We start from the raw sequence: 22,547 nt of genomic DNA, 5'->3' as shown, positions 1-22,547 counted from the left end.
AGCTCCTGAGTTTTTCGCACGAAAGCGACGTTGAATCGCGAAAAAGTCAGGAGCTATTGGCGTGAGAAGCGCGGATCGAGGGTCGGTCAGGCGCGGGCGGCGGCGCGGCCGGCCTGCCGGCCCGAGAAGAGGCAACCGCCGAGGAACGTGCCCTCCAGGGCGCGGTAGCCGTGCATCCCTCCGCCGCCGAAGCCGCTCGCCTCACCGACCGCGTAGAGGCCCGGAACCACCGAGCCATCGGCCGACAGCACCCGCCCGTCGAGGTCCGTCTCGATCCCGCCGAGGCTCTTCCGGGTCAGGATGTGCAGCTTCACCGCGATCAGAGGTCCCGCCGCCGGGTCGAGCAGCTTGTGCGGCGTTGCGACGCGGATCAGCTTGTCGCCGCGGTACCGGCGCGCCGCCCGGATCGCGGCGAGCTGCAGGTCCTTGCCGAACTCGTTGTCCAGCTGGCGGTCGCGCTCGCGAACGTGCCGTGCGACCAGCTCCGTGTCGAGCGGGACGTCCGCGATGCGCTGCATCCCGGCGAGCAGCTCGTCGAGCGTGTCGGCGACCACGAAGTCGGCGCCTTTCTCCTTGAACGCCTCCACCGGCCCGGGTGCGCCCGGAGCGACGCGTTTGGCGAGCAGCCGCACGTCCTTGCCGGTCAGGTCGGGGTTCTGCTCGCTGCCGGAGAGCGCGAACTCCTTCTCGATGATCTTCTGGGTCAGCACGAACCAGCTGTAGTCCGAACCCGTCCGCCGCAGGTGCTCCAGGGTTCCGAGCGTGTCGAATCCCGGATACAGCGGCGACGGCAGCCGGTCGCCGTGCGCATCCAGCCACAGGGATGATGGACCGGGGAGGATGCGGATGCCGTGCCGCTCCCACACCGGATCCCAGTTCTGGATGCCCTCGGTGTAGTGCCACATCCGGTCGCCGTTGATGAGGTGCGCGCCCGCAGTCTCGGCGATCCCCAGCATGCGGCCGTCGACGTGGGCGGGCACGCCGGAGAGCATGGATGCGGGAGGTTCGCCCAGCCGCGCGGGCCAGGCGGCGCGGACGAGGTCGTGATTTCCGCCGATCCCGCCGGAGGCGACGATGACGACCGGCGCCCGGAGCTCGAAGTCGCCGACGACGTCCCGGTTGCTGGGTGCCCCGCGGCCGGCGGTGTCCGGTGCGAGCACCGCGCCGCGCACGCCGGTGACCCGGCCGTCCTCGACGATCAGCTCGTCCACCCGGTGCCGGTTGCGGATCGCCGCGCGTCCGTTCGCCGCCGCTGACTGCACCCGCCGCGCGAAGGGCTCGACGACGCCCGGACCGGTGCCCCACGTGATGTGGAACCGGGGGACCGAGTTGCCGTGACCGCCGGCCCTTCCGTCGCCGCGCTCCGCCCATCCCACGACGGGGAAGAAGCGCATGCCCTTCTCGTGCAGCCAGGCCCGCTTCTCACCGGCCGCGAACTGCAGGTACGCCTCCGCCCACTGCCGCGGCCAGTGATCCTCGTCGCGGTCGAAGCCGGCGGTGCCGAACCAGTCGTCGCGGGCGAGCGCGAGGGAGTCGTGCACGCCCATCCTGCGCTGTTCGGGGGAGTCGATGAGGAAGAGTCCGCCGAACGACCACCAGGCCTGCCCGCCGAACGAGGCAGACGGTTCCTGCTCCACAATGGTGACCCGGCGCCCCGCGTCCAGCAGTTCGGATGCGGCGACCAGGCCCGCAAGGCCCGCGCCGACGACGATCGCGTCGGGTTCGTAGGTCATCCGTGTCTCCTTCGGCACCGGGATGGCGGGAGGAGCGCTACTCCTCGAATGTGTTGACCATAGCGAACGCGGCCCGCTCCAGGTAATTCCAGAGCGTCTCCTCCTGCAGCGGTGGGAGGTCGAGCTCGCCGACCGCGGTACGCATGTGGGTCAGCCAGCGGTCACGGGCGTCCGGGTTCACCTTGAAGGGGTTGTGCCGCATCCGGAGGCGCGGGTGTCCGCGCTGCTCGCTGTACGTCGTCGGACCGCCCCAGTACTGCTCCAGGAACAGCGTCAGCCGCTCCTTCGCCGGTCCGAGATCCTCCTCGGGGTACATCGGACGCAGCACCGGGTCGCCGGCGACGTCGCGGTAGAACGCGTCCACCAGCCGAACGAACGTCTGGTGTCCGCCGATCTGGTCGTAGAAGCTCGGCTGAGGACCGACGGGAATGCTCATCGGGCGGGTCCGTCCGTGTCGGGGCGGGCGTCGGGCGCGGTGCCGGCGTCGGGCTTCGCCGCCTTTTCGCCCGCCGCCTTCCGCACGGACGCTCCGCCTTCGACCGCCGGCGTGATCCGGATCGCGCCCGGGTCGGCCACCCGTCCGCCGCCCGCCGCCTGCTGCCGCTTCGCCGCCGCGCGCGCCTTGCGTCCCTTCAGCGGCGGCTCCGGCGTCACGGCCTGGCTCGGCCGGGTGCGCGGCGGCTTCGCTCCCATGACGCTCGCGGCGCTGTCGAATCCGCTCAGCACGACGGCAGAGAGCGACGGGAGCTTCACATCCATCTCATCCAGGGCCTGCTTGAGGCGGAGGCGCAGCTCGCGCGAGACGTCGTCCTTCGCGGTGGTGCGGGTCTTCAGCACGATGCGGATGACGATCGCGTCGGCCGAGATCGACTCGATTCCCCACAGCTCCGGCTTCTCGAGGATGCGCGAGCGCCACTTGGTGCTGGTCGCGAGCGCCGTCGCGGTCTCCAGCATCTTCGCTTCGACCGCCTCGACGTCCGCCTCGTAGGGCACGGCGAGGTCGATGATCACCCGTGCCCAGCCCTGCGACATGTTGCCGACGCGGAGGATCTCGCCGTTGCGGACGAACCACAGGGTCCCGTTGACGTCGCGCACCTGGGTGACGCGGATGCCGACCGCCTCGACGACGCCGGTCGCGGAGCCGAGGTCGACGACGTCGCCGACACCGAGCTGGTCCTCCATGACCATGAACAGGCCGTTGAGCACGTCCTTGACGATGTTCTGCGCGCCGAAACCGAGGCCGGCGCCGATCGCGGCGGTGAGGAGGGCGAACGATCCGAGCACGTCGGGCACGAAGACGTTGAGGATGAGGATGATCGCGATGATGCCGATCGTCACGTTGACGATGTTGGTCAGCACCGAGCCGAGCGTCCGGGTGCGCTGCACGACGCGGACGGCGGCGAGGGGCGAGGCCACGAGCGCCTGCGTGTCGCTGACGTTCTGGCCCTTCTTGACGCCGCTGACGATCCGGGCGACGACCTTGCGGATGACGACGCGCAGGATCCAGCTGAGGAGCAACGCCCCACCGACGATGCAGGCGGCGCTGACGAGTTTCCAGCCGGCGTCGACCGCCCACAGCCCGAGGTTGGTCCAGAAGTCTGATTTCACGATTCCCATACCCGGTCGAGCCTAGCGAGCCGCGCCTTGGCGGTCGCTGGAATCGGAGGCGGGTCGGGTCATCGCTCCAGCAGCCCGTGCTCGTACGCGAAGATCACCGCGTGCACGCGGTCGCGCAGCTGCAGCTTCGAGAGCACGCGGCCGACGTGGGTCTTCACCGTCGACTCGGTCAAATAGAACCGCGCGCCGATCTCGCCGTTGCTGAGGCCCTCGCCGATCGCGAGGAGGATCTCGCGCTCGCGCGGGGTGAGGGCGGCAGCCGGGTCGTGCCCGGTCTGGTTCGGCGAAGATCCCGACGGGAGCCGGCCGGCGAACATCTCCAGCATCGCCCGGGTCACCCGGCCGGAGATGGCTGCGTCACCCGCCGCCACCGCGCGCACGGCGCCGATCAGCTCGTCGGGGCGCGCATCCTTGAGCAGGAATCCGCTCGCGCCCGCCCGCAGGCCTCCGAACGCGTACTCGTCGAGGTCGAAGGTGGTCAGGATGATGATCCGCGCTCCGGGGTCGGTCTCAACGATGCGCCGGGTCGCCTCGATGCCGTCGAGCACAGGCATCCGGACATCCATGAGCACCACATCCGGACGCACCTGTGCGGTGAGCCGGACGGCTTCGGCGCCGTCGGCCGCCTCGCCGACGACGGCGAGGTCTGGTTCGGCCTCCAGCACCATCCGGAAGCCCATGCGGACCAGCTGCTGATCGTCGACCAGCAGGATGCGGATGGGGGCGTCGGTCACGGGTTCTCCTTCGGGTTCTTCGGTGCGGGTGCCGCCGCTGCTGCCGGGACGTGGCCGGGAGGCGGGGGAGGCGGAGGTGGCGCCGCCGAGGCAGCGGTCGTCGTAGCCGCGGGCGCCGTCGTGCGCACCGCGTCGAACACGGCCCGAACGCGCCAGCCGCCGCCGGGCCGAGGCCCCGCCTCCAGCGTCCCGCCATACAGTCCGACCCGTTCGCGCAGGCCGATCAGCCCGCGCCCGGAGCCCTGCCCGGGGGAGGGATGCAGCGCAGCGTCGTCGTCGATCGTCACGATCACGGTCCCCGGCTGGAAGACGATGACGACGCGCACGGCCGTCGCGGTCGGGGCGTAGCGGAGCGCGTTCGTCAGACCCTCCTGCACGACGCGGAAGATAGTGAGCTGCTGTCCGATGTCCTCCGGGGGCACTCCGGTGACCGTGATCCGCACCGGCAGACCGGCGGCACGGAACGTCTCGACCAGTTCGGCGAGCTCGCCGACGCCCGGTTGCGGTTCCCGTGCCGCGGTGCCGTCCTCGCCGTCGCGGAGCACCCCGAGCAGGCGGCGCATGTCGGCCAGAGCGCCGCGCCCTGTCTCGGCGACGAGCCGCATGGCTTGCGCCGACCGCTCCGCCTGCTCCGTCCGCTCGGACTCCGGACGATCGGATGCCGCATCCACCATTCGGGCGGAGCCGTCCGCCAGCGTGATCATCACCGTGAGGCTGTGCGAGACGATGTCGTGCATCTCGCGCGCGATCCGGCTCCGCTCGGCCGCCGCCGCGATCTCGGCCTGCTGGTCGCGCTCGCGGGCGAGCTGACGCGCGCGGTCGATGAGGGCGTTGAGGTAGCGACGGCGGTTTCCGACGTTGCTGCCGATGAGCACGGAGACGACACTGAACGACAGCACCAGGATGCCCGACGGGATCGCCGCCGTCTCGAGCGGCGTGAACACCTTCGCCTGGGTGAGGATCACCTGCACGATGAGGGTGGAGACCGTGACGGCCGAGGTCACCGCGAACGCCACCCACGCCGAGCGGATGGAGCGGTAGACCGCGAGCGCGTACAGCGCGAACAGAGTGGGCACCACATCCATGTCGCGGCCGAGGAAGACGCTGGTACCGAGCAGCACGGTCGCGATCGCGAAGACGACCGCGGGCTGCTGGCGACGCGCCAGCAGGGCAGCGCCGGCCACGGCCGACAGGACGAGGTGGATGAGTTCCTGCGGTGTCGGGTGGACGGCCGAGACTACGAGGGCACCGACGACCGCGGGGATGAGGTAGAACGCCGCGACGAAGATGTCGACGGCCAGGGGATGCGCTGCCAGGAAACGACGCACGACCCCGGGCGGTCTCGGCAGTTCGAGTCCGCCCGGGGTCTGCGTGGTGGTCGCCTCCGAGGTCACGACGAGGGTCAGGCGTCCCTGCGCTGCAGCAGCACCGAACCGGCGATGAAGGCGACGGCCGCCCAGACGAGCACGGTCGCGACGTTCGCCCAGGGCTCGAGGGTACCGTTGCCGACGCCGGCGAGGCCCTGTCCGGCGTTGCTGATCAGGTAGTGCTGCGCGTCGGCGACCCACTCGGTGCGGGTGAGGCCGCTGATGAGGCTGGCGATGATCGGCAGCACGAGCAGTACGCCGAGGGCACCGGCGATGCCGCCGGCCGTCGACTTGAGGATGGCGCCGACGCCGAGCGCGAAGACGGCGACGAGACCGAGGTACGCTCCGGCGCCGAGGATCGCCCACAACGTGTCGGAAGAGAGCAGATCGCCCTCGTATCCCTTGCTGTTGAGGAGCGGGACGGCGACTGCCCAGGACGCGGCCGACGACACGAGGCCGACGACGAAGGCGACGACGAACAGCACGAGCGTCTTCGCCGCGAACACCGGGAAGCGGCGCGGAACCGCGGTGAACGACGAGCGGATCTGGCCCGTCGAGAACTCCCCGCTGATCACGAGGACGCCGAGCACGGCGATCACCAGGGAGGCGAACGTCAGACCGGCGGTCGCGGCCGTGGTCGCGAATGCGGCGCTCTGCGCCTCGATGGCAGCGCGCTGACCCGCCGGCACCTGGCCGACCAGCACCGATTTCTCGGGGATGGTGACCGCGACGAGAGCGGCGATGCCGACCACGAGCACGACGGCGCTGATGAGCGTCCAGAAGGTCGACCGGAGGGTGCGGAGCTTGATCCACTCCGACCGGATCACGCGCGGGAAGCTGAGCCGGCCGAGCGAGGTGTGCGGGTGCCCGACCGGGGTGGCGGGGTGTGTGGCGGTGCTCATCGGCTGACCTCCGTGCGGTACTCGACGTCGTCCTGGGTGAGCTCGAGGTAGGCCTCCTCGAGCGAGGCGCTGATCGGGGTCAGCTCGTGGAGCACGATCCCGTCGCGCGCAGCGGTCTCGCCGATCTGGGCGGCGGTGAGGCCGGTGATCTCGAGCAGCTGCGCCTCGACGCCGGTGATGGCGACGTCCGCGCCGGCGACGGCTCGCGCGAGCTGCTCCGGCTGCGGCGTCCGCACGCGGACCGCGTGGCGTGTAGCGGCGGCGAGGATGCTGTCCACTGGGGCGTCCGCGAGCACGCGTCCGCGACCCAGCACCACGATGTGGTCGGCGGTCTGCGCCATCTCGCTCATCAGGTGCGACGAGAGGAAGATCGTGCGGCCTTGGGACGCGAGGTGCCGGGCGAACTGGCGCACCCACAGCACGCCCTCGGGGTCGAGTCCGTTCACCGGCTCGTCGAGGATGAGCGTCGCCGGATCGCCGAGCATGGCGGCGGCGATGCCGAGCCGCTGCCCCATTCCGAGCGAGAAGCCTCCGACGCGCTTGCTGGCGACCGACTCGAGACCGGTCATGCCGATCACCTCGTGGACGCGGGACTTCGGGATGCCGTGGGTCGCCGCCAGCGACAGCAGGTGCGCGTAGGCGGTGCGGCCGGTGTGGATGGCCTTGGCGTCGAGCAGGGCGCCCACTTCGGTGAGCGGCGACCGGAACTCGGCGTACCGCTTGCCGTTGATGAGCGCCTGGCCGCGGGTCGGGCGGTCGAGCCCCATGATCATGCGCATGGTGGTCGACTTGCCTGCGCCGTTCGGGCCGAGGAAGCCTGTCACTTTGCCGGGCTGGATGGTCACGGAGATGTCGTCGACGGCGGTCTTCGCGCCGAAGCGTTTGGTGAGGTGATCGAGCTGGATCATGTCTCCGAGACTAGGGGTGACGGGTCCACGCCGTCATCGTCCCGCGGTACGACGACGGGTCGGCCGTGGGCACGGCACGAGGGGCCCCACCGCGGTGAGGCCCCTCGTCTGCGTCGTTGGATGCGACGCGATGGTCAGTGCGCGCCCGTCACTGCGCGTCCCGCTTCTGAGCCGCGAGAGCGCGCTCCACACCGGCGAGGTTCTCCACCACCATGCGGCGCAGCGCCGCCGGCTCCGGGTTGGCGTCGAGCCAGGCCCGGGTCGCGTCGCGCAGGGCCTCGTTCGCCAGCGGCGCCGGGTACATGCCCTCGACCAGGTACTCCGCGATCTTGTACGTGCGCGAGGTCCAGATCTGCTGCAGCGCGGCGAAGTACGGCTCGACGAACTGGGCGAGCACGCTCTTGTCCTTCGCACGCTGGAAGCCGATGCCGGTGTACCGGACGATCGTATTCGGCAGGCTGTCGGAGCCGAACACCGAGTCCCAGGCCGCCTGCTTGCCCTCCAGGGTCGGGATGCTGGCCCGGGCCTGCGCGGCGAACTGGCCGCCGTTCGCGGTGTTGTCGGCGGCCAGGGCCGCGTCGATCTCGGGGTTGCCCGCCGCGCCGCCCGCGACGAGCGCGATCAGCAGCTCCCACGACAGGTCGGTGTCGATCGTCAGGCCCTCGAGCGTCACGGAGCCGTCGCGCAACGCGGCGACCGTCTCCAGCTGCTCGTCGGTGGACGCGAGCGCCGCGAAGAACTTCACGAACTGGAACTGCGCGTCACTTCCGGCCTCTGCGCCCTTCGCCAGCTCCCACAGCGCGGACGCCGCATCCTGAGCCGTCTGCTTCTGACGCTCGGGGGCGACGTAGGCGGTGGCGGCGAGCACCAGCTGGTTGAGCGTGGTGCGGATGGTCGTCGACTCGGTCTCGGACGCGATGTTGCCGAGCACCAGGCGCACGTAGTCGCTCGCACTCGTCTCGGCGTCGCGGGTCGCATCCCACACCGCACCCCAGACGAGCGAGCGGGCGAGCGGGCTCTCGATGTCGGAGAGGTGCTCGATGGCGACCTTCAGCGACTCCTCGTCGAGGCGGATCTTCGCGTAGGCGAGGTCGTCGTCGTTGATGAGCACGAGGTCGGGGCGGCGGGTGCCGACGAGGTCGGCGACCTCGGTGCGCTCGCCGTCGACGTCGAGCTCGAAGCGCTCGTCGCGAACCAACTTGCCGTCGCTGAGGTTGTACAGGCCGATCGCGAGGCGGTGCGGGCGGATGGTCGGGTAGTCGGCGGCCGCCGACTGCAGCACGGCGAAGGACGTGATCGTGCCGTCCGCATCCACCGTCAGTTCGGGGCGGAGCGTGTTGACGCCGGCGGTCTCGAGCCACTTCTCCGACCAGTCGGTGAGGTCGCGGCCGCTGGTGGCCTCCAGCTCGACCAGGAGGTCCTTGAGTTCCGTGTTGCCGTGCGCGTGCTTCTTGAAGTACTGCGCGACACCGGCGAGGAAGTCGTCCTGACCGACCCATGCCACGAGCTGCTTCAGGACGGAGGCGCCCTTCGCGTAGGTGATGCCGTCGAAGTTGACCTGCACATCCTCCAGGTCGTTGATCGTCGCGACGATCGGGTGCGTCGAGGGCAGCTGGTCCTGGCGGTACGCCCAGCTCTTCTCCATGGCGGCGAAGGTCGTCCACGCCTCGGTCCACTCCGTTGCCTCTGCCGTGGCGAGGGTCGAGGCGTACTCGGCGAACGACTCGTTCAGCCAGAGGTCGTTCCACCATTTCATGGTCACCAGGTCGCCGAACCACATGTGCGCCAGCTCGTGGAGGATCGTCACGACGCGGCGCTCCTTGATGGCGTCGGCGACCTTCGAGCGGAAGACGTACGTCTCGGTGAAGGTGACGGCTCCGGCGTTCTCCATCGCGCCCGCGTTGAACTCGGGGACGAAGAGCTGGTCGTACTTCTCGAAGGGGTACGCGTAGTCGAAGCGCTCCTCGTAGAAGGCGAAGCCCTCGCGCGTCTTGTCGAAGATGTAGTCGGCGTCGAGGTACTCGGCGAGGCTCTTGCGCGTGTAGACGCCGAGCGGGATGGTGCGGCCGTCGCGGCTGGTCAGCTCGCTGTGCACCGACTCGTACGGGCCGGCGATCAGCGCGGTGATGTAGGAGGAGATGACCGGGGTGGGTGCGAACGACCAGACCTTCGTGCCGTCGCCCGCATCCTGCGGCTCGCGGGTGGGGGAGTTGCTCACGACGGCCCAGTGCGCCGGGGCGGTGACCGTGAAGGTGAACTGCGCCTTCAGATCCGGCTGCTCGAACACCGCGAACATGCGCCGCGAGTCCGGGACCTCGAACTGGCTGTAGAGGTACACCTCGCCGTCGACCGGGTCGACGAAGCGGTGAAGGCCCTCACCGGTGTTGGTGTAGATCGCGTCGGCGACCACGGTCAGCTCGTTCTCCTCCTGGAGGCCGTCGAGCTGGATGCGCACCCCGTCGCTCACGGTCGCCGGGTCGAGCTCCGCGCCGTTCAGCGTCACACTGTGCACCGTCCGCGTGATCGCGTCGATGAAGGTCGACGCACCCGCGGTGGCCGAGAACCGCACCGTCGTGGTGCTGAGGAACGTCTCCGGACCCGTCGTCAGGTCGAGGCTGACGTCGTAGCTGTGGGTGCGGACGAGCGACGCGCGCTCCTGGGCTTCGATGCGGGTGAGGTTTTCTCCGGGCAACGCTGACTCCTTCGAGGGGATCGGACGGGTGGATCGTGTCCACCCGTCCACCTTAGCCACCGGTTCCGACGCCGTCGGTGGCCGTCCCTAGACTGTGGATATGCGCATCCACATCGCCACCGATCACGCCGGACTCGACTTCAGCAGGCACCTGCAGGAGCATCTGACCGCTGCCGGTCACGAAGTGATCGACCACGGCCCTGTCGAGTACGACCCCATCGACGACTACCCGGCGTTCTGCATCAACGCCGCCGCTGCGGTCGTGCGCGACCAGCAGGCCGGTGTGGAGGCGCTCGGCGTGGTGTTCGGGGGCTCCGGCAACGGCGAGCAGATCGCCGCCAACAAGGTCCGTGGCGCCCGCGCCGCCCTGGTCTGGAGCGAGTCCACCGCGCTGCTCGCCCGCCAACACAACGACGCCAACGTCATCGCGATCGGCGCCCGCCAGCACACCGTCGAAGAGGCCACCGGCTTCATCGACGCCTTCATCGCCGAGCCCTTCTCGTTCGAGGAGCGCCACGTCCGCCGTATCGCCCAGTTGGCGGAGTACGAGGCCACCGGCGACATCGCGGGCAAGCACGTGGACCGCTGATGCCCGAGGGTCACTCCGTCCATCGCATCGCCCGCCAGTTCGCGGTCAACTTCGTCGGCCACCGGGTCTCCGTCTCGTCGCCGCAGGGGCGGTTCGCGGCGGATGCGACACGAATCGACGGCCACGTGATGACCGATGCGAAGGCGGTCGGCAAGCAGATGTTCCTGGAGTTCGACAACGACCTCTGGCTGCGCGTGCACCTCGGCCTGTACGGCGCGTGGGACTTCGCGGGCGACATCAGTATCGACCCGACCATCGCGAGCGCGAACGGCCGGATGGGGCAGACGAACCAGCGGGGCACCGACCTCGAGCCCGTCCTGGACAGCGCTGGCGAGAACTCCCTCCACTCCATCGGCGCGCCCCGGCGCACCCGGCTGCGCATGGCCGAGTCCGAGAAGGTGGAGGCCGAGATCACCTCCTTCCCGCCGGAGCCGATCGGCCAGGTGCGCGTGCGGCTGCTGACCGACAGCGCGGTGGCCGACCTGCGCGGGCCGACGGCCTGCGAGGTGCTCGACCCGGCGCAGGTGGATGCGGTGATCGCGAAGCTCGGGCCCGATCCCCAGGTCGACGACAGCCAAGAGGCCGAGGACCGCTTCGTCTCGATCGTTCGCCGCAAGCCGACCGCGATCGCGCTGCTGCTGATGGACCAGAGCGTGGTCAGCGGCATCGGCAACGTCTACCGCGCCGAACTGCTGTTCCGCGCCAGGCAGAACCCGCACACGCCGGGCAAGCAGGTGCCGGAGGAGACGGTGCGGGCGCTGTGGCGCGACTGGGTGCACCTGCTCCGCATCGGCGTGGAGACCGGCCAGATGATGACGATGGACGACCTCGACGAGCAGTCCTACCGCAAGGCGATGGCGAACCGCGACGACCGCCACTGGGTCTACAAGCGCGAGGGACTGCCGTGCCGGGTCTGCGGCACGAACATCCTCATGGAGGAGCTGGGCGGCCGCAAGCTGTACTGGTGCCCCGTGAACCAGGCGTAGGAGGACCCCGTGCGACAGAATCCGAGCTTCACCCTGACCGACCGGGCCGAACTGAAGCGGCTGGTGCGCGAGAACCCGTGGGCCACCTTCGTGAGCAACACGTCCGCCGGGCTGGTCGCCTCCCACTATCCGGTGATCCTCGACGAGTCGCGGGAAGAGCTCACGCTGCTCAGCCATGTCGGCCGCCCCGATGAGCAGCTGCACGAACTGGGGGAGCACGAGCTGCTCGTGATCGTGCAGGGGCCGCACGGCTACATCTCGTCCGGCTGGTACGACGAGAAGCCCGCGGTTCCCACCTGGAACTTCATCGCCGCTCACTTCTCGGGCGTTCCTGAGCTTCTCGGCGACGAGGAGAACCTCGACGTGCTGGCCCGGCTGGTGGACCACTTCGAGGACGAGCTGCCGGAGCCGCGCCGCATGCGCGGCACCCTGGAGGATGCGGCCTACGCCGAGCGCATCGTCTCGGGCACCGTCGGCCTGCGGCTGACGCCGACGCGCGTGGTCGCCAAGCAGAAGATGAGCCAGAACCGCCCGGACCACATCGTCGACGCGATCATGGACGAGCTCGGCGGCGACGGCCCGTACGCCAGCGCCGGCCTGCTGCGCGAGATGCGTCTCGTGCACGACCGGCGCCGCGCCGCACGATGACGGTGCTGCTTGCCGGCGCGCGGCTTCCCGGGCGCGACGAGCTGATGGATGTGGTGCTCGATGGCGGGCGGATCGCGTCTGTCTCACCGGCTGGTTCGGCGGGCGGCGGTGACCGGGCGGGGGAGCGCATCCCGCTCGACGGTCGTTGGCTCGTGCCGGGGCTGTGGGATCAGCACGTGCACTTCACGCAGTGGGCGCAGACCGCGCGCCGTTTGGATGTGTCCCGCGCGGGGTCGGCCGCCGAGGCCGCGGCGCTGGTGCGGTCACGGGCGTCGTCGGCGGGGGCGGCGGCAGCGTCGGCGGGGGCGGCGGCAGCGTCGGCGGCGGATGCGGCGGACGACGTGCTCGTCGGCTTCGGCTTCCACGACGCGCTCTGGCCGGACCTACCGACGCGCGAGCTGCTCGATGCCGCCGCGGGCGACCGCCCGGTCGTACTGATCGCGGGCGACCTGCACTGCTCCTGGCTGAACTCGGCCGCCGCCGCACGATTCGCGCCCGGCACGTCGGACGCCGTGCTGCGGGAGGACGCGAGTTTCGCCGTGACCAGCCTCCTCACCGCCGCCGACGACGCGACGCTCGACCGCTGGGCGGCCGACGCGGCCCGGGTCGCCGCGACCCGTGGCGTGGTCGGCATCGTCGACCTGGAGTACGGCTGGAACCTCGACGTCTGGCGGCGCCGCATCGCGGGCGGCGCATCCGGCTCCTCCGATCTCCGTGTCGAGTTCGGCATCTACGGCGAGCACCTGGAACGCGCGGCCGAGCTGGGCCTGCGCACCGGCCATGTGGTGGATGACACGGCCGGCCTGCTCACGGTCGGCCCGTTCAAGGTGATCTCCGACGGCTCGCTGAACACCCGCACGGCGCTGTGCACGCACGCCTATCCCGACGGCGACCACGGCGTGGCGAACCTGACCCCGGACGAACTGGTCGAGCGGATGCGGTTCGCGGTCGACCACGGCCTCGTCCCCGCCGTCCACGCCATCGGCGACGAGGCGAACCGCCGCGCGCTGGACGCCTTCCAAGCCGTCGGCTCGGGCGGCCGGATCGAGCACGCCCAGCTGATCGACGTCGCCGACATCCCGCGCTTCGCGCGCCTCGGCGTGACTGCGAGCGTCCAGCCCGAGCACGCGATGGACGACCGCGACGTCGCCGACCGCCTCTGGTCCGACCGCGCCGACCGGGCTTTCCCTCTCGACGAGCTGCACGCCGCCGGCGCCCACCTCGCCTTCGGCTCCGACGCCCCGGTCGCGCCCCTCGACCCCTGGGCGGCGATCGCCTCGGCCGTCGGTCGCTCCCGCGACGGCCGCGACCCGTGGCATCCCGAGCAGTCCCTGTCTCCGGACGCTGCCCTCGCCGCCTCCGTCCGCTCGATCGTCGCCCCGGACCACCCGGCCGACCTCGCGGTGCTCGACCGCGACCCGCTCACCGCGTCCCCTGCCGACCTCCGCACGATGCCGGTCGCCGCCACCTTCGTCGCCGGCCGCGCGACCCACGACACCCTGCGCTGACCCCGCCCCGCCGGCACATTCAGCACGAATGTGCGGTTTGCGCCCGCCAAAGCGCACATTCGGCACGAATCTGGTGTCCTCGCCCTCCAGAAGCGGCCGACATTCGGCACCCAACGTCGGACATCTTCGCCGAATCGTTCCGTATCTCCATCCGGGCCGCGGTGCGTCGGAGATTTCGCGGCACTTTACCGACGCTGGCAGGGCTGCGGCGTTGCGTCGGGGATGTGCCGCCCAACGTCGGAGACCGGCGCCAAGTCGTTCCGTATCTCCATCCGGGCCGCGGTGCGTCGGAGATTTCGCGGCACTTTACCGACGCTGGCAGGGCTGCGGCGTTGCGTCGGAGACGTGCCGCCCAGCGTCCGAAACGGCAGGCGCCCTGGCGCCCGGCAGGTTCGGCCAACCACTCCATCCCGGCGTCCGGGGCCCGGACGACGAAGGGCCGCCCGCATCCGCGGACGACCCCTTCGACGAAACGGCGGCTGCTACTCGCTGATGTGCGCGAACAGGAACCAGCGGTCCTTGTCGAGGCCGCGGGCGATCTCGATCGCGACGTCCTGGCTGGTCTGGTCGAGCTCCGCAAGCTCGCGCACGGCGGTGTTCACCCCGGCGAGGGCCGCGTCGAGCTGCGCGATGACCTCGGCGATGGTCTCGTTGGAGGGGCGGAAGCCGGCGGTGAGCTCGCCGGTGGTGGTCTTGGCGGCGACGGTGCCGAGGCGCGCGTCGACAGGGAGGCCGAGGGCGACAATGCGCTCCGCGGCGAGGTCGGCCCATTCCTGAGCGTGGTCGACGATGGTATCGAGAAGCTCGTGGACGCCGATGAAGTTGGCTCCGCGTACGTGCCAGTGCGCCTGCTTGCCGTTGACGACGATGGCGGTCAGGTCGATGACGACGGGGGTGAGGAACTGGGCGACTCCGGCTGCGACGTCCGGGTTCGAGACACTCTGGGTTGCGGCGATGTCCGTCATGATTGGCGTCCTTTCTTCTGCCTGCGATAACGCTACTCAGGCCCGCGAATTCCGCAACGAAGCGAAGGCTGCGCTTAGTTAGCCTGCCCTCTCATCCACGCGTCTCGGGTTAACCCCCGTACGGGTTCGGCGGCGCCCGGGATGGGGTGCTGAGCCGTGTGCGACGAGGCTCGAACCATGACATCCACACCGCCGCCGAAGCTCCGCCGCCCGCGCGCATCGCTCCTCGCGCTCGGCCTCACGGTCGCCCTCGCGGTGACGTCGGCCGCGACGCTGGCGGCGTGCGGCGGGCTCGGCGCGGGAACCATCGACACGGCCGGAAAGGTCGACTTCGACACGCCACTGCCCGTCCCGGCTCTCGCCTTCCCGACCGTCGAACCCGACGGCTCCAAGACCTTCGAGCTCGACGCCCGCGCCGGTACGACCGAGTTCCTTCCGGGCAAGAAGACGACGACGTGGGGCTTCGACGGCTCCTACCTCGGCCCCACGCTGGTCGCCGACCGCGGCGACGAGGTGGGCGTGCGCGTCACCAACCACCTCACCGAGGAGACCAGCGTCCACTGGCATGGGATGCACCTCCCCGCCCGGATGGACGGCGGCCCGCACCAGATGGTGTCGCCGGGCGAAGTATGGGAGCCTCACTGGCGCATCGACCAGCCTGCCGCGACCCTCTGGTACCACCCGCACCTGCACGGGCGGACCGAGCAGCACGTCCAGCTCGGGATGGCGGGGATGTTCCTCCTCCGCGACCCGCAGGAGGCGGCGCTCGCTCTCCCGCGCACGTACGGGGTCGACGACCTGCCGGTGATCGTGCAGGACAAGCGCTTCGGCTCCCACGGGCAGTTCACCGACTCCACCTCGGGGTTCATCGGGCCGATCGGCGACACCCTGGTCGTGAACGGCGCCATCGGGCCCTACGCCGAGGTGACCACCGACCGCGTCCGCCTGCGTCTCCTCAACGCTTCCGCCGCGCGCACCTACGACTTCGGCTTCTCGGATCGGCGGACCGTGCAGCTCATCGCGAGCGACGGCGGGCTGCTCCCGGCCCCGGTGGCTCTCGACCACATCCGGCTCTCACCGGGCGAGCGGGCCGAGATCGTCGTCGCCGTGCAGCCGGGGGAGCGCGCCGTACTGCGGTCGTTCCCACCAGACCTGGGGCTCGACGGTCCGCTGCCGGGCATGAATGCGGGCACCGACACCCTCGACGTGCTGCAGCTCCGCGCCGCCGCGTCCCTCGAGCACCGCCCCGATGTGCCGGCCGTCCTGGCGCCTGTCGAGCCGCTACCGAAACCGCAGGTCACACGCACCTTCCGTCTCGACGGCCACGAGATCAACGGCCGGAAGATGGAGTCCGGTCGCATCGACGAGACGGTCACGGTTGACACGGCGGAGGAGTGGGTCGTCACCAACACGATGGATCTGCCGCACAGCTTCCACGTCCACGACGTCCAGTTCCGCATCGCGTCGATCGGCGGCGCACCGCCGCCGCCCGAGCTCGCCGGCTGGAAGGACACCGTTTACCTGCCTCCGCAGACCGAGTTCCGGTTGCTGCTGCAGTTCGCCGACTACACCGACCCCGACGCCCCGTACATGTACCACTGCCACCTCCTCGCCCACGAGGACGCCGGAATGATGGGCCAGTTCGTCGTGGTCCGCCCCGGCGAGCACGCGGGCGTCGTTCCGGAAGACACCACCGCTCCGCACGGCGGAAGCGGCCCACGAAAGGACACCAGCCATGACCACTGAAACGGTCACCGGGCAGCCCGGCGCCGCGCGACCTTCTGCCACGCTGGATGCCGTGACACCATCCCAGCCCCATCCCGCCCGCGCGAACTACGGCTCGCTGTGGCGCGGCGTGCCGCGCGAGCTCGGCTTCCTGCTCCTGACCATGCCGATCGCGATCGTCGGGCTGTCGGTGCTGATGTCGCTGTTCTGGACCGGCGTCGGCACGATCGTGATCTATGTCGGCTTCTTCATCATCGTCGCCGCCTTCTACACCGCTCGCGGGTTCGGCCTGGTCGAGATCACGCGACTGGACTGGGCGGGCCGGCCCTCCATCCCGCGCCCGGTCTGGGAGAAGCCGGGCACCCCGCGCACGTTCCTCCGCTCGGTGTTCGGACCGTTCGCGAACGGCCACTACTGGCTGTATCTGCTGCACGGGATGCTCATCAACCCGATCGTCAGCATCGTCTCGTGGACGTTGACCATCGTCTGGGCGTCCGTCGCGCTGGGCGGGCTGACCGGGTGGATCTGGGAACCGTTCATCCCGCAGGGCGACCGCGACTTCTTCCTCTCCCAGACGGTGGTGGATGCGGTGTTCCGCACCACATCGACGTTCGACCCGACTGTGGGCGACCGCATCCTGTACCTGATCGCCGGCATCCTCTTCGCCGCGACCCTGCCGTTCGTGACGCGCGGTCTGACGCTGCTGCACGAGGCGGTGGCGCGCGGCCTGCTCGGCCGGTGGCCGTCGGAGGAGCTGCAGCAGGAGGTGGCCGACCTGTCCGCCTCCCGCGGCGCGGCTGTCGCGGCGGAGGATCAGGCGCTGCGCCGGCTGGAGCGCGACCTGCACGACGGCCCGCAGCAGCGTCTCATCCGGCTGCAGATGGACATCGCCGCCGCCGAGCGCAAGCTCACCGACGACCCGGAGGCCGCCGCGACGCTGCTCGCCGAGGCGCGGCAGCAGGCGGGCGACACCCTGGAGGAGCTGCGGGCCCTGTCGCGCGGTTTCGCCCCGCCGATCCTGCAGGACCGCGGCTTGGTCGCCGCCGCCGAGTCGCTCGCCGCGCGCAGCCCCATCCCGGTCACCGTGGAGTCGTCGCTGCCGCCGGGGGAGCGCTTCAGCCCCGAGATCGAGCGGAACGCCTACTACGTACTCGCGGAACTCGCGGCGAACCTGGCCAAGCATTCCGGCGCGCAGGCCGGCCGTCTCTTCTTGGAGCGATCGGTGGATGCGTCGGGCGCCGCCTGGCTGAGCGTCTGGCTGACCGACAACGGCCGCGGGGGAGCCTCCCTCGTCGAGGGTCACGGCCTGCGCGGACTGGAGGAGCGCGTGCGCGGCCTGCGCGGCGAGCTCGTCGTGGACAGCCCCGAGGGCGGCCCCACCCGCATCGGTGCGCGCATTCCGCTCGCCTGAGTGCGGGCCGTGCCCGGCCCATCCAGTTGACGCAACACGCCGTCCGCCACCCTGGCGCGACGGCGTGTCGCGTCAACCCGGTGCCTCGGGCCCGGCGCTCTAGGCTGAGTGGGTGCCGAGCGAATCCGTCCCCCTGCGTGTCGTCGTCGCGGATGACTCCGTCCTGCTGCGCGAGGGCCTCATCCGGCTGTTCGATGAGGCGGGCTTCGACACCGTCGGCGCGTTCGGCGACGCGGACACCCTGCTGGAGGCGGTGCCCGACCTGATGCCGGACGTCGCCGTACTCGACGTGCGCATGCCGCCGACCTTCCGCGACGAGGGCGTGCGGGCTGCGCTGCGCATCCGCCGCGAGCATCCGGCGATCGCTGTCCTGTTGTTGTCGCAGTACGTCGAGGGCACCTACGCGCAGGAGTTGCTCGCCGGCGGCGAAGGCGGCACGGGCTACCTGCTGAAGGACCGCATCGCCTCCCTCGATGAGCTGCGGGATGCGGTCACCCGGGTCGCCGCGGGCGGCACGGTGCTCGACCCGCAGGTGGTCCGCGAACTGCTGACCCGGCGCACCGACCCGCTGGAGCGCCTGACCCCGCGCGAGCGGGAGGTGATGGAGCTGATGGCCGAGGGCCGCACGAACGCCGCGATCGCCGCCCGCATGGTCGTCGGCGTCGGTGCGGTGGAGAAGAACGTCACCTCCATCTTCCAGAAGCTGGGCCTGGAGGACTCCGGCGACGACCACCGCCGGGTGCTGGCGGTACTGGCCTTCCTGCAGCGCTGAGGTGTTGGATGGCCGCATGGCTGGATTCGACGACATCACCAAGAAGGCGCAGGAGTTCCTGAACGACCCGAAGGTCAAGGACGCGCTCAACTCCGAGCAGGCGGAAGGGGTCAGCGACAAGCTCCTCGACGGCGTCGCGGGCGCCGCGAAGAAGGTCACGGGCGGCAAGTTCGACGACAAGATCGAGGGCGCGCGCGACGAGGCCGACAAGCACGTCGGCAACGAATAGCGGTCACTCGGTCGGCCGCAGCAGCCGATGGGCGCGGAACGCCTTCTTGTACGTGCGCATGCCCCACAGCAGAGACAGCACGACGACCGCTACCCCGACCAGGCACCCGAGAACGGCCGCGACGACGGGATGTGCGCCGAGCGCCCACGACGCCCCGCCGACGAGCAGACCGACGACGATCGCCTCCACGATGGTGATGATCATCATGGAGCTGCCGAGCACCGGACTCGGCCCGCGCGGATAGAAGAAGTGGTAGGTGATCCGCGCCCCGACCTCGTCGTCGTGCGCGGACGCCATCAGATACTGCTCCAGTCCCGGGTCGAGCTCCACGTACGCCGCCCGCAGCCGATTCATGGCGACGACGTACATGAGGTCCTCGCTGGCCGTGTTGAACGCCCGCACCTCCGTGACCAGCCCGAGCAGCGCGAGCGCGAACAGCACCCCGAGCGCCGCCACCCCGAACCACCCGCGGAACCCGCTCGCCTGTCCGATGAACCCGAGCGTCACAAGCCCGGCGGACACCAACGTCAGAAAGATCGCGATCCGCGTCAGCACCTCGCTCTGCGTCGTGCTTCGCGACGCCAGCAGCCCCCAGTGCTCGGTCGCGAGCAGCTGCGCGCGCAGGCTGCGCTGCGCGGGCGTGAGCCCGTCGTCGGGCGGGGGAGTCGCCGTCATGACGGCATTCTGCCGCGGGATGCGAGGATGCGGCACCAGCGGATGTGGAGGCGCTTTCGCGCGAGATGGAGGGGATGACGGGAATCGAACCCGCGTAATCAGTTTGGAAGACTGAGGCTCTACCATTGAGCTACATCCCCGGCGCCGCAGGTGCGGCACGGTGGCCGCCCGATTCTTCGCGGCGGCCGACGACCATCGTAGTACACGCGCGGGGGAGCACGTGTGCAGTAGACTTGCCCAGGTCTTTCGCACCGCTTCAAGCCGGGGCGTAGCTCAGCTTGGCTAGAGCGCCCGCTTTGGGAGCGGGAGGTCGCAGGTTCGAATCCTGTCGCCCCGACGAGGACCTCGTTCCTTGCGAGAAGACCATCGTTCGATCATTCAGGAGAACCCAGACATCGTGAAGACCACGGTCGAGAAGCTCAGCCCCACCCGGACCAAGCTCACCATCTCGGTGACGCCGGAGGAGCTGCAGCCTTCCATCAAGCACGCGTACGAGCACATCGCCGAGCAGGTGACCATCCCCGGTTTCCGCAAGGGCAAGGTGCCGCCGCCCATCATCGACCAGCGGGTCGGCAAGGCCGCCGTCCTGGAGCACGCGGTCAACGAGGGTCTCGACGGGTTCTACCGTCAGGCGATCGAGGAGAACGACGTGCGTCCCCTCGGCCGCCCGGAGGCCGACATCACCGAGTGGCCGAACGAGTCCGACTTCTCGGGCGACCTGCTGCTCACCATCGAGGTGGATGTCCGCCCCGAGGTGAAGCTGCCCGACTTCGACGACATCACCATCACGGTCGACGCGGCCGAGGTGGGCGTGGATGACGTGGAGGAGGAGCTGGACCGGCTCCGCAGCCGCTTCGGCACCCTCGTCACGGTCGACCGTCCCGCCAAGACCGGTGACTTCGCGCAGATCGACCTGGTCGCCGTGATCGGCGGCGAGGAGGTCGACACCGCCGCGAACATCTCGTACGAGATCGGCTCCGGCGAGCTCATTGACGGCATCGACGAGGCGCTCGACACGCTGACCGCCGGCGAGACCACCACGTTCGAGGCGCCGCTCATGGGCGGCGACCACGAGGGTGAGAACGCGCAGATCACCGTCACGCTGAACGCCGTCAAGGAGCGCGAGCTCCCCGAGGCCGACGACGACTTCGCCCAGATCGCCTCCGAGTTCGACACCATCGGCGAGCTGCGCCAGAGCCTGCGCACGCAGGTCGAGCGCGCCAAGGTGTTCGGCCAGGGCACGGCCGCCCGCGACCAGCTGGTCGACAAGCTCCTCGAGCTGGTCGAGATCCCGGTCCCGGAGCAGCTGGTCGAGGACGAGGTCCACCGCCACCTGGAGCAGGAGAACCGCCTCGAGGACGACGTCCACCGCGCCGAGGTGAAGGAGTCCAGCGAGAAGACCTTCAAGACGCAGATCCTCCTCGACGAGGTCGCGCAGGAGAACGACGTCAAGGTCAGCCAGGACGAGCTCACCCAGTACCTCGTGCAGGGTGCCGCGCAGTACGGCATGGACCCGAACGAGTTCGTGAAGATCCTCAGCGAGAACGGGCAGATCCCGTCGATGGTCGGCGAGGTCGCCCGCAACAAGGCGCTCGCGATCGTCCTCGGCAAGGTGAAGGTCGTCGACACGAACGGCAACCCGGTCGACCTGGCCGAGTTCACCGCCATCGCGGAAGACGCCGACACCGACGACACCGCCGCTGCGGACGAGGCAGCCACCGACGAGGCCCCCGCCGCAGAGGAGAAGCCGAAGAAGCGCTCCACCAAGAAGAAGGCCGACTAGGCCCCATTCATCTAGTTGACACGACACGCCGTCTCGTACTGTTGCGAGACGGCGTGTTGTGTCATGTAGGCGAAGGAGAACGGGATGGACGACTGGCGACAGCGGGTGGATGCGGTCTGGGCCGACGCGGACGACTCGCGCGAGCAGGCCACCCTCGACGCGATCGACGCCCTCGTTGCCGAACGCCCCGCGAACGACCCGGAGGCGCTGTTCGAGGCGGCCAGCGGCCGTGACTTCGCCGGCCGCGAAGCCGACGCCGAGCCCTTCTACCGCGCCGCGCTCGCGCACGGCCTCACCGAGCCGTACCGGGGGCAGGCGATCGTGCAGCTGGCGAGCACCCTCCGCAATCTCGACCGTCCGGCCGAAGCACTCAGCCTGTTGCGCGACTTCCTCGGCGCAGAGCCCGAACATCCCCTCGCCGACGCGGCCCGCGCGTTCGCCGCGCTGTGCCTCTTCGACGACGGGATGCGCGCCGACGCGCTCCGCGAGGCGCTCGGCGCACTCGCCCCGCACCTGCCCCGGTACGGCCGCGCGGTGACCGCCTACGCGGCTGCCCTCGACGACGACTGACCCCCACATCCGCTCCGCGGCGCGCGGCTCTCTCTGCCGAGGGCGAACAGCGCCGAAATGCGCTCGGCGCTCCGATAGATTCGACACCAAGCGACAAAGGAAACGGAGCGAACATGGCCGATATGGGTATCCAGCCCAGTGTTTTCGACAGACTTCTCAAGGACCGGATCATCTGGCTCGGTTCGGAGGTCCGGGACGAGAACGCGAACGAGATCGCCGCGAAGCTGCTGCTCCTGGCCGCGGAGGACCCCAAGCGGGACATCTACCTCTACATCAACTCCCCGGGTGGCTCGATCACCGCGGGCATGGCCATCTACGACACGATGCAGTTCGTCCCGAACGACATCGTCACCGTCGGTATCGGAATGGCCGCGTCGATGGGGCAGCTGCTCCTCACCGCAGGCACCAAGGGCAAGCGCTACATCACCCCGAACGCGCGCGTTCTGCTGCACCAGCCGCACGGCGGCTTCGGCGGAACGGCGAGCGACATCCAGACACAGGCTCAGCTCATCATCGACATGAAGAACCGCCTCGCGCAGATCACCGCAGAGGCGACGGGCAAGTCGGTCGAGCAGATCAACGCCGACGGCGACCGCGACCGCTGGTTCACCGCCCAGGAGGCGCTGGAGTACGGCTTCGTCGACCACATCCGGGAGTCGGCCCTCGACGTCTCGGGCGGCGGCGGAACCGAGCCGGAGTCCGAGTAGGCCGCTGGAAAAGGATAAGGACAACA

Annotated in this window: 21 protein-coding genes and 2 tRNA genes; 12 read left to right on the top strand and 11 right to left on the bottom strand. The window is 70.0% G+C overall.

Annotated elements, in window-relative coordinates:
• Window positions 1-86: 86 nt before the first annotated feature.
• The 8 genes from ACF1AJ_RS05110 to pepN form a co-directional block, all read right to left on the bottom strand.
• Window positions 87-1,733 carry an FAD-binding dehydrogenase gene (locus ACF1AJ_RS05110; protein ID WP_391506381.1) on the bottom strand — a complete coding sequence of 549 codons (1,647 nt, stop codon included), beginning with the start codon at window positions 1,731-1,733 and terminating at the stop codon, window positions 87-89.
• 37 nt (window positions 1,734-1,770) lie between these two features.
• Complete coding sequence (locus ACF1AJ_RS05105) at window positions 1,771-2,169, bottom strand: globin (protein WP_391506380.1); 399 nt, start codon at window positions 2,167-2,169, stop codon at window positions 1,771-1,773.
• Complete coding sequence (locus ACF1AJ_RS05100) at window positions 2,166-3,350, bottom strand: mechanosensitive ion channel family protein (protein WP_391506379.1); 1,185 nt, start codon at window positions 3,348-3,350, stop codon at window positions 2,166-2,168. Before ACF1AJ_RS05100 ends, ACF1AJ_RS05105 begins: the two co-directional genes overlap by 4 nt.
• A 59-nt stretch (window positions 3,351-3,409) precedes the next feature.
• A complete protein-coding gene (locus ACF1AJ_RS05095; RefSeq protein WP_391506378.1) occupies window positions 3,410-4,084 on the bottom strand; it encodes a response regulator in 675 nt (224 codons plus the stop codon).
• On the bottom strand, window positions 4,081-5,478 hold the full coding sequence (locus ACF1AJ_RS05090) for a sensor histidine kinase (protein ID WP_391506377.1): 1,398 nt from the start codon (window positions 5,476-5,478) through the stop codon (window positions 4,081-4,083). Before ACF1AJ_RS05090 ends, ACF1AJ_RS05095 begins: the two co-directional genes overlap by 4 nt.
• 8 nt (window positions 5,479-5,486) lie before the next feature.
• Window positions 5,487-6,353, bottom strand: coding sequence for an ABC transporter permease subunit (locus ACF1AJ_RS05085; RefSeq protein ID WP_391506376.1), 867 nt, complete (start codon window positions 6,351-6,353; stop codon window positions 5,487-5,489).
• A complete protein-coding gene (locus ACF1AJ_RS05080) occupies window positions 6,350-7,261 on the bottom strand; it encodes an ATP-binding cassette domain-containing protein (protein ID WP_391506375.1) in 912 nt (303 codons plus the stop codon). Before ACF1AJ_RS05080 ends, ACF1AJ_RS05085 begins: the two co-directional genes overlap by 4 nt.
• Window positions 7,262-7,409: 148 nt before the next feature.
• A complete protein-coding gene (gene pepN, locus ACF1AJ_RS05075; RefSeq protein WP_391506374.1) occupies window positions 7,410-9,953 on the bottom strand; it encodes an aminopeptidase N in 2,544 nt (847 codons plus the stop codon).
• A 100-nt stretch (window positions 9,954-10,053) separates the two neighbouring features.
• Between pepN and ACF1AJ_RS05070 the strand changes: the two genes are divergently transcribed.
• Genes ACF1AJ_RS05070 through ACF1AJ_RS05055 form a run of 4 tightly spaced genes read left to right on the top strand, consistent with a single transcriptional unit; the run spans window position 10,054 to window position 13,684 of the window.
• Entirely contained in the window at window positions 10,054-10,542 is a 489-nt protein-coding gene (locus ACF1AJ_RS05070; protein WP_018190781.1) for a ribose-5-phosphate isomerase, read from the top strand.
• A complete protein-coding gene (locus ACF1AJ_RS05065) occupies window positions 10,542-11,528 on the top strand; it encodes an Fpg/Nei family DNA glycosylase (protein ID WP_391506372.1) in 987 nt (328 codons plus the stop codon). The genes ACF1AJ_RS05070 and ACF1AJ_RS05065 overlap by 1 nt, the downstream gene beginning before the upstream one ends.
• A 9-nt stretch (window positions 11,529-11,537) precedes the next feature.
• On the top strand, window positions 11,538-12,176 hold the full coding sequence (locus ACF1AJ_RS05060; protein WP_391506371.1) for an FMN-binding negative transcriptional regulator: 639 nt from the start codon (window positions 11,538-11,540) through the stop codon (window positions 12,174-12,176).
• Window positions 12,173-13,684: an amidohydrolase gene (locus tag ACF1AJ_RS05055; protein WP_391506370.1), complete on the top strand. Its 1,512-nt coding sequence runs from the start codon at window positions 12,173-12,175 to the stop codon at window positions 13,682-13,684. The genes ACF1AJ_RS05060 and ACF1AJ_RS05055 overlap by 4 nt, the downstream gene beginning before the upstream one ends.
• Before the next feature lie 482 nt (window positions 13,685-14,166).
• Here the strand turns inward: ACF1AJ_RS05055 and ACF1AJ_RS05050 are convergent, their stop codons facing one another.
• The gene (locus ACF1AJ_RS05050; protein WP_020074922.1) at window positions 14,167-14,649 is read right to left on the bottom strand and encodes a Dps family protein; all 483 of its coding nucleotides are present in this window, start codon (window positions 14,647-14,649) and stop codon (window positions 14,167-14,169) included.
• 177 nt (window positions 14,650-14,826) lie between these two features.
• On the opposite strand from ACF1AJ_RS05050, the gene ACF1AJ_RS05045 reads away from it, so the two are divergent.
• From ACF1AJ_RS05045 to ACF1AJ_RS05030, 4 genes are all read left to right on the top strand, one after another.
• On the top strand, window positions 14,827-16,395 hold the full coding sequence (locus ACF1AJ_RS05045; protein WP_391506369.1) for a multicopper oxidase family protein: 1,569 nt from the start codon (window positions 14,827-14,829) through the stop codon (window positions 16,393-16,395).
• Entirely contained in the window at window positions 16,385-17,785 is a 1,401-nt protein-coding gene (locus tag ACF1AJ_RS05040; protein WP_391506368.1) for a sensor histidine kinase, read from the top strand. Before ACF1AJ_RS05045 ends, ACF1AJ_RS05040 begins: the two co-directional genes overlap by 11 nt.
• Window positions 17,786-17,897: 112 nt before the next feature.
• Window positions 17,898-18,557: a response regulator gene (locus ACF1AJ_RS05035; protein WP_391506367.1), complete on the top strand. Its 660-nt coding sequence runs from the start codon at window positions 17,898-17,900 to the stop codon at window positions 18,555-18,557.
• A 16-nt stretch (window positions 18,558-18,573) separates the two neighbouring features.
• Window positions 18,574-18,786: an Rv0909 family putative TA system antitoxin gene (locus tag ACF1AJ_RS05030; RefSeq protein ID WP_089875537.1), complete on the top strand. Its 213-nt coding sequence runs from the start codon at window positions 18,574-18,576 to the stop codon at window positions 18,784-18,786.
• A 3-nt stretch (window positions 18,787-18,789) separates the two neighbouring features.
• Here ACF1AJ_RS05030 and ACF1AJ_RS05025 read toward each other — a convergent pair whose 3' ends face one another.
• Together ACF1AJ_RS05025 and ACF1AJ_RS05020 are read right to left on the bottom strand one after the other, a co-directional pair.
• Complete coding sequence (locus tag ACF1AJ_RS05025) at window positions 18,790-19,461, bottom strand: hypothetical protein (RefSeq protein ID WP_391506366.1); 672 nt, start codon at window positions 19,459-19,461, stop codon at window positions 18,790-18,792.
• Window positions 19,462-19,527: 66 nt separating this feature from the next.
• A tRNA-Gly gene (locus ACF1AJ_RS05020) sits at window positions 19,528-19,601 on the bottom strand.
• Between the two features lie 122 nt (window positions 19,602-19,723).
• On the opposite strand from ACF1AJ_RS05020, the gene ACF1AJ_RS05015 reads away from it, so the two are divergent.
• From ACF1AJ_RS05015 to ACF1AJ_RS05000, 4 genes are all read left to right on the top strand, one after another.
• Window positions 19,724-19,798: transfer RNA gene (locus ACF1AJ_RS05015), tRNA-Pro, on the top strand.
• Window positions 19,799-19,858: 60 nt separating this feature from the next.
• Entirely contained in the window at window positions 19,859-21,244 is a 1,386-nt protein-coding gene (gene tig, locus ACF1AJ_RS05010; RefSeq protein WP_391506365.1) for a trigger factor, read from the top strand.
• Window positions 21,245-21,328: 84 nt separating this feature from the next.
• The gene (locus ACF1AJ_RS05005) at window positions 21,329-21,814 is read left to right on the top strand and encodes a tetratricopeptide repeat protein (protein WP_391506364.1); all 486 of its coding nucleotides are present in this window, start codon (window positions 21,329-21,331) and stop codon (window positions 21,812-21,814) included.
• A 113-nt stretch (window positions 21,815-21,927) separates the two neighbouring features.
• The gene (locus ACF1AJ_RS05000; RefSeq protein WP_309859106.1) at window positions 21,928-22,521 is read left to right on the top strand and encodes an ATP-dependent Clp protease proteolytic subunit; all 594 of its coding nucleotides are present in this window, start codon (window positions 21,928-21,930) and stop codon (window positions 22,519-22,521) included.
• The last annotated feature ends 26 nt before the right edge of the window (window positions 22,522-22,547 follow it).

It is taken from the genome of Leifsonia sp. NPDC014704 (genome assembly GCF_043083605.1).
In the GTDB taxonomy this organism is placed as follows: domain Bacteria; phylum Actinomycetota; class Actinomycetes; order Actinomycetales; family Microbacteriaceae; genus Leifsonia.
Note: the sequence above shows the minus strand (reverse complement) of the source record. Positions and strands in the feature narration are given on the sequence as shown.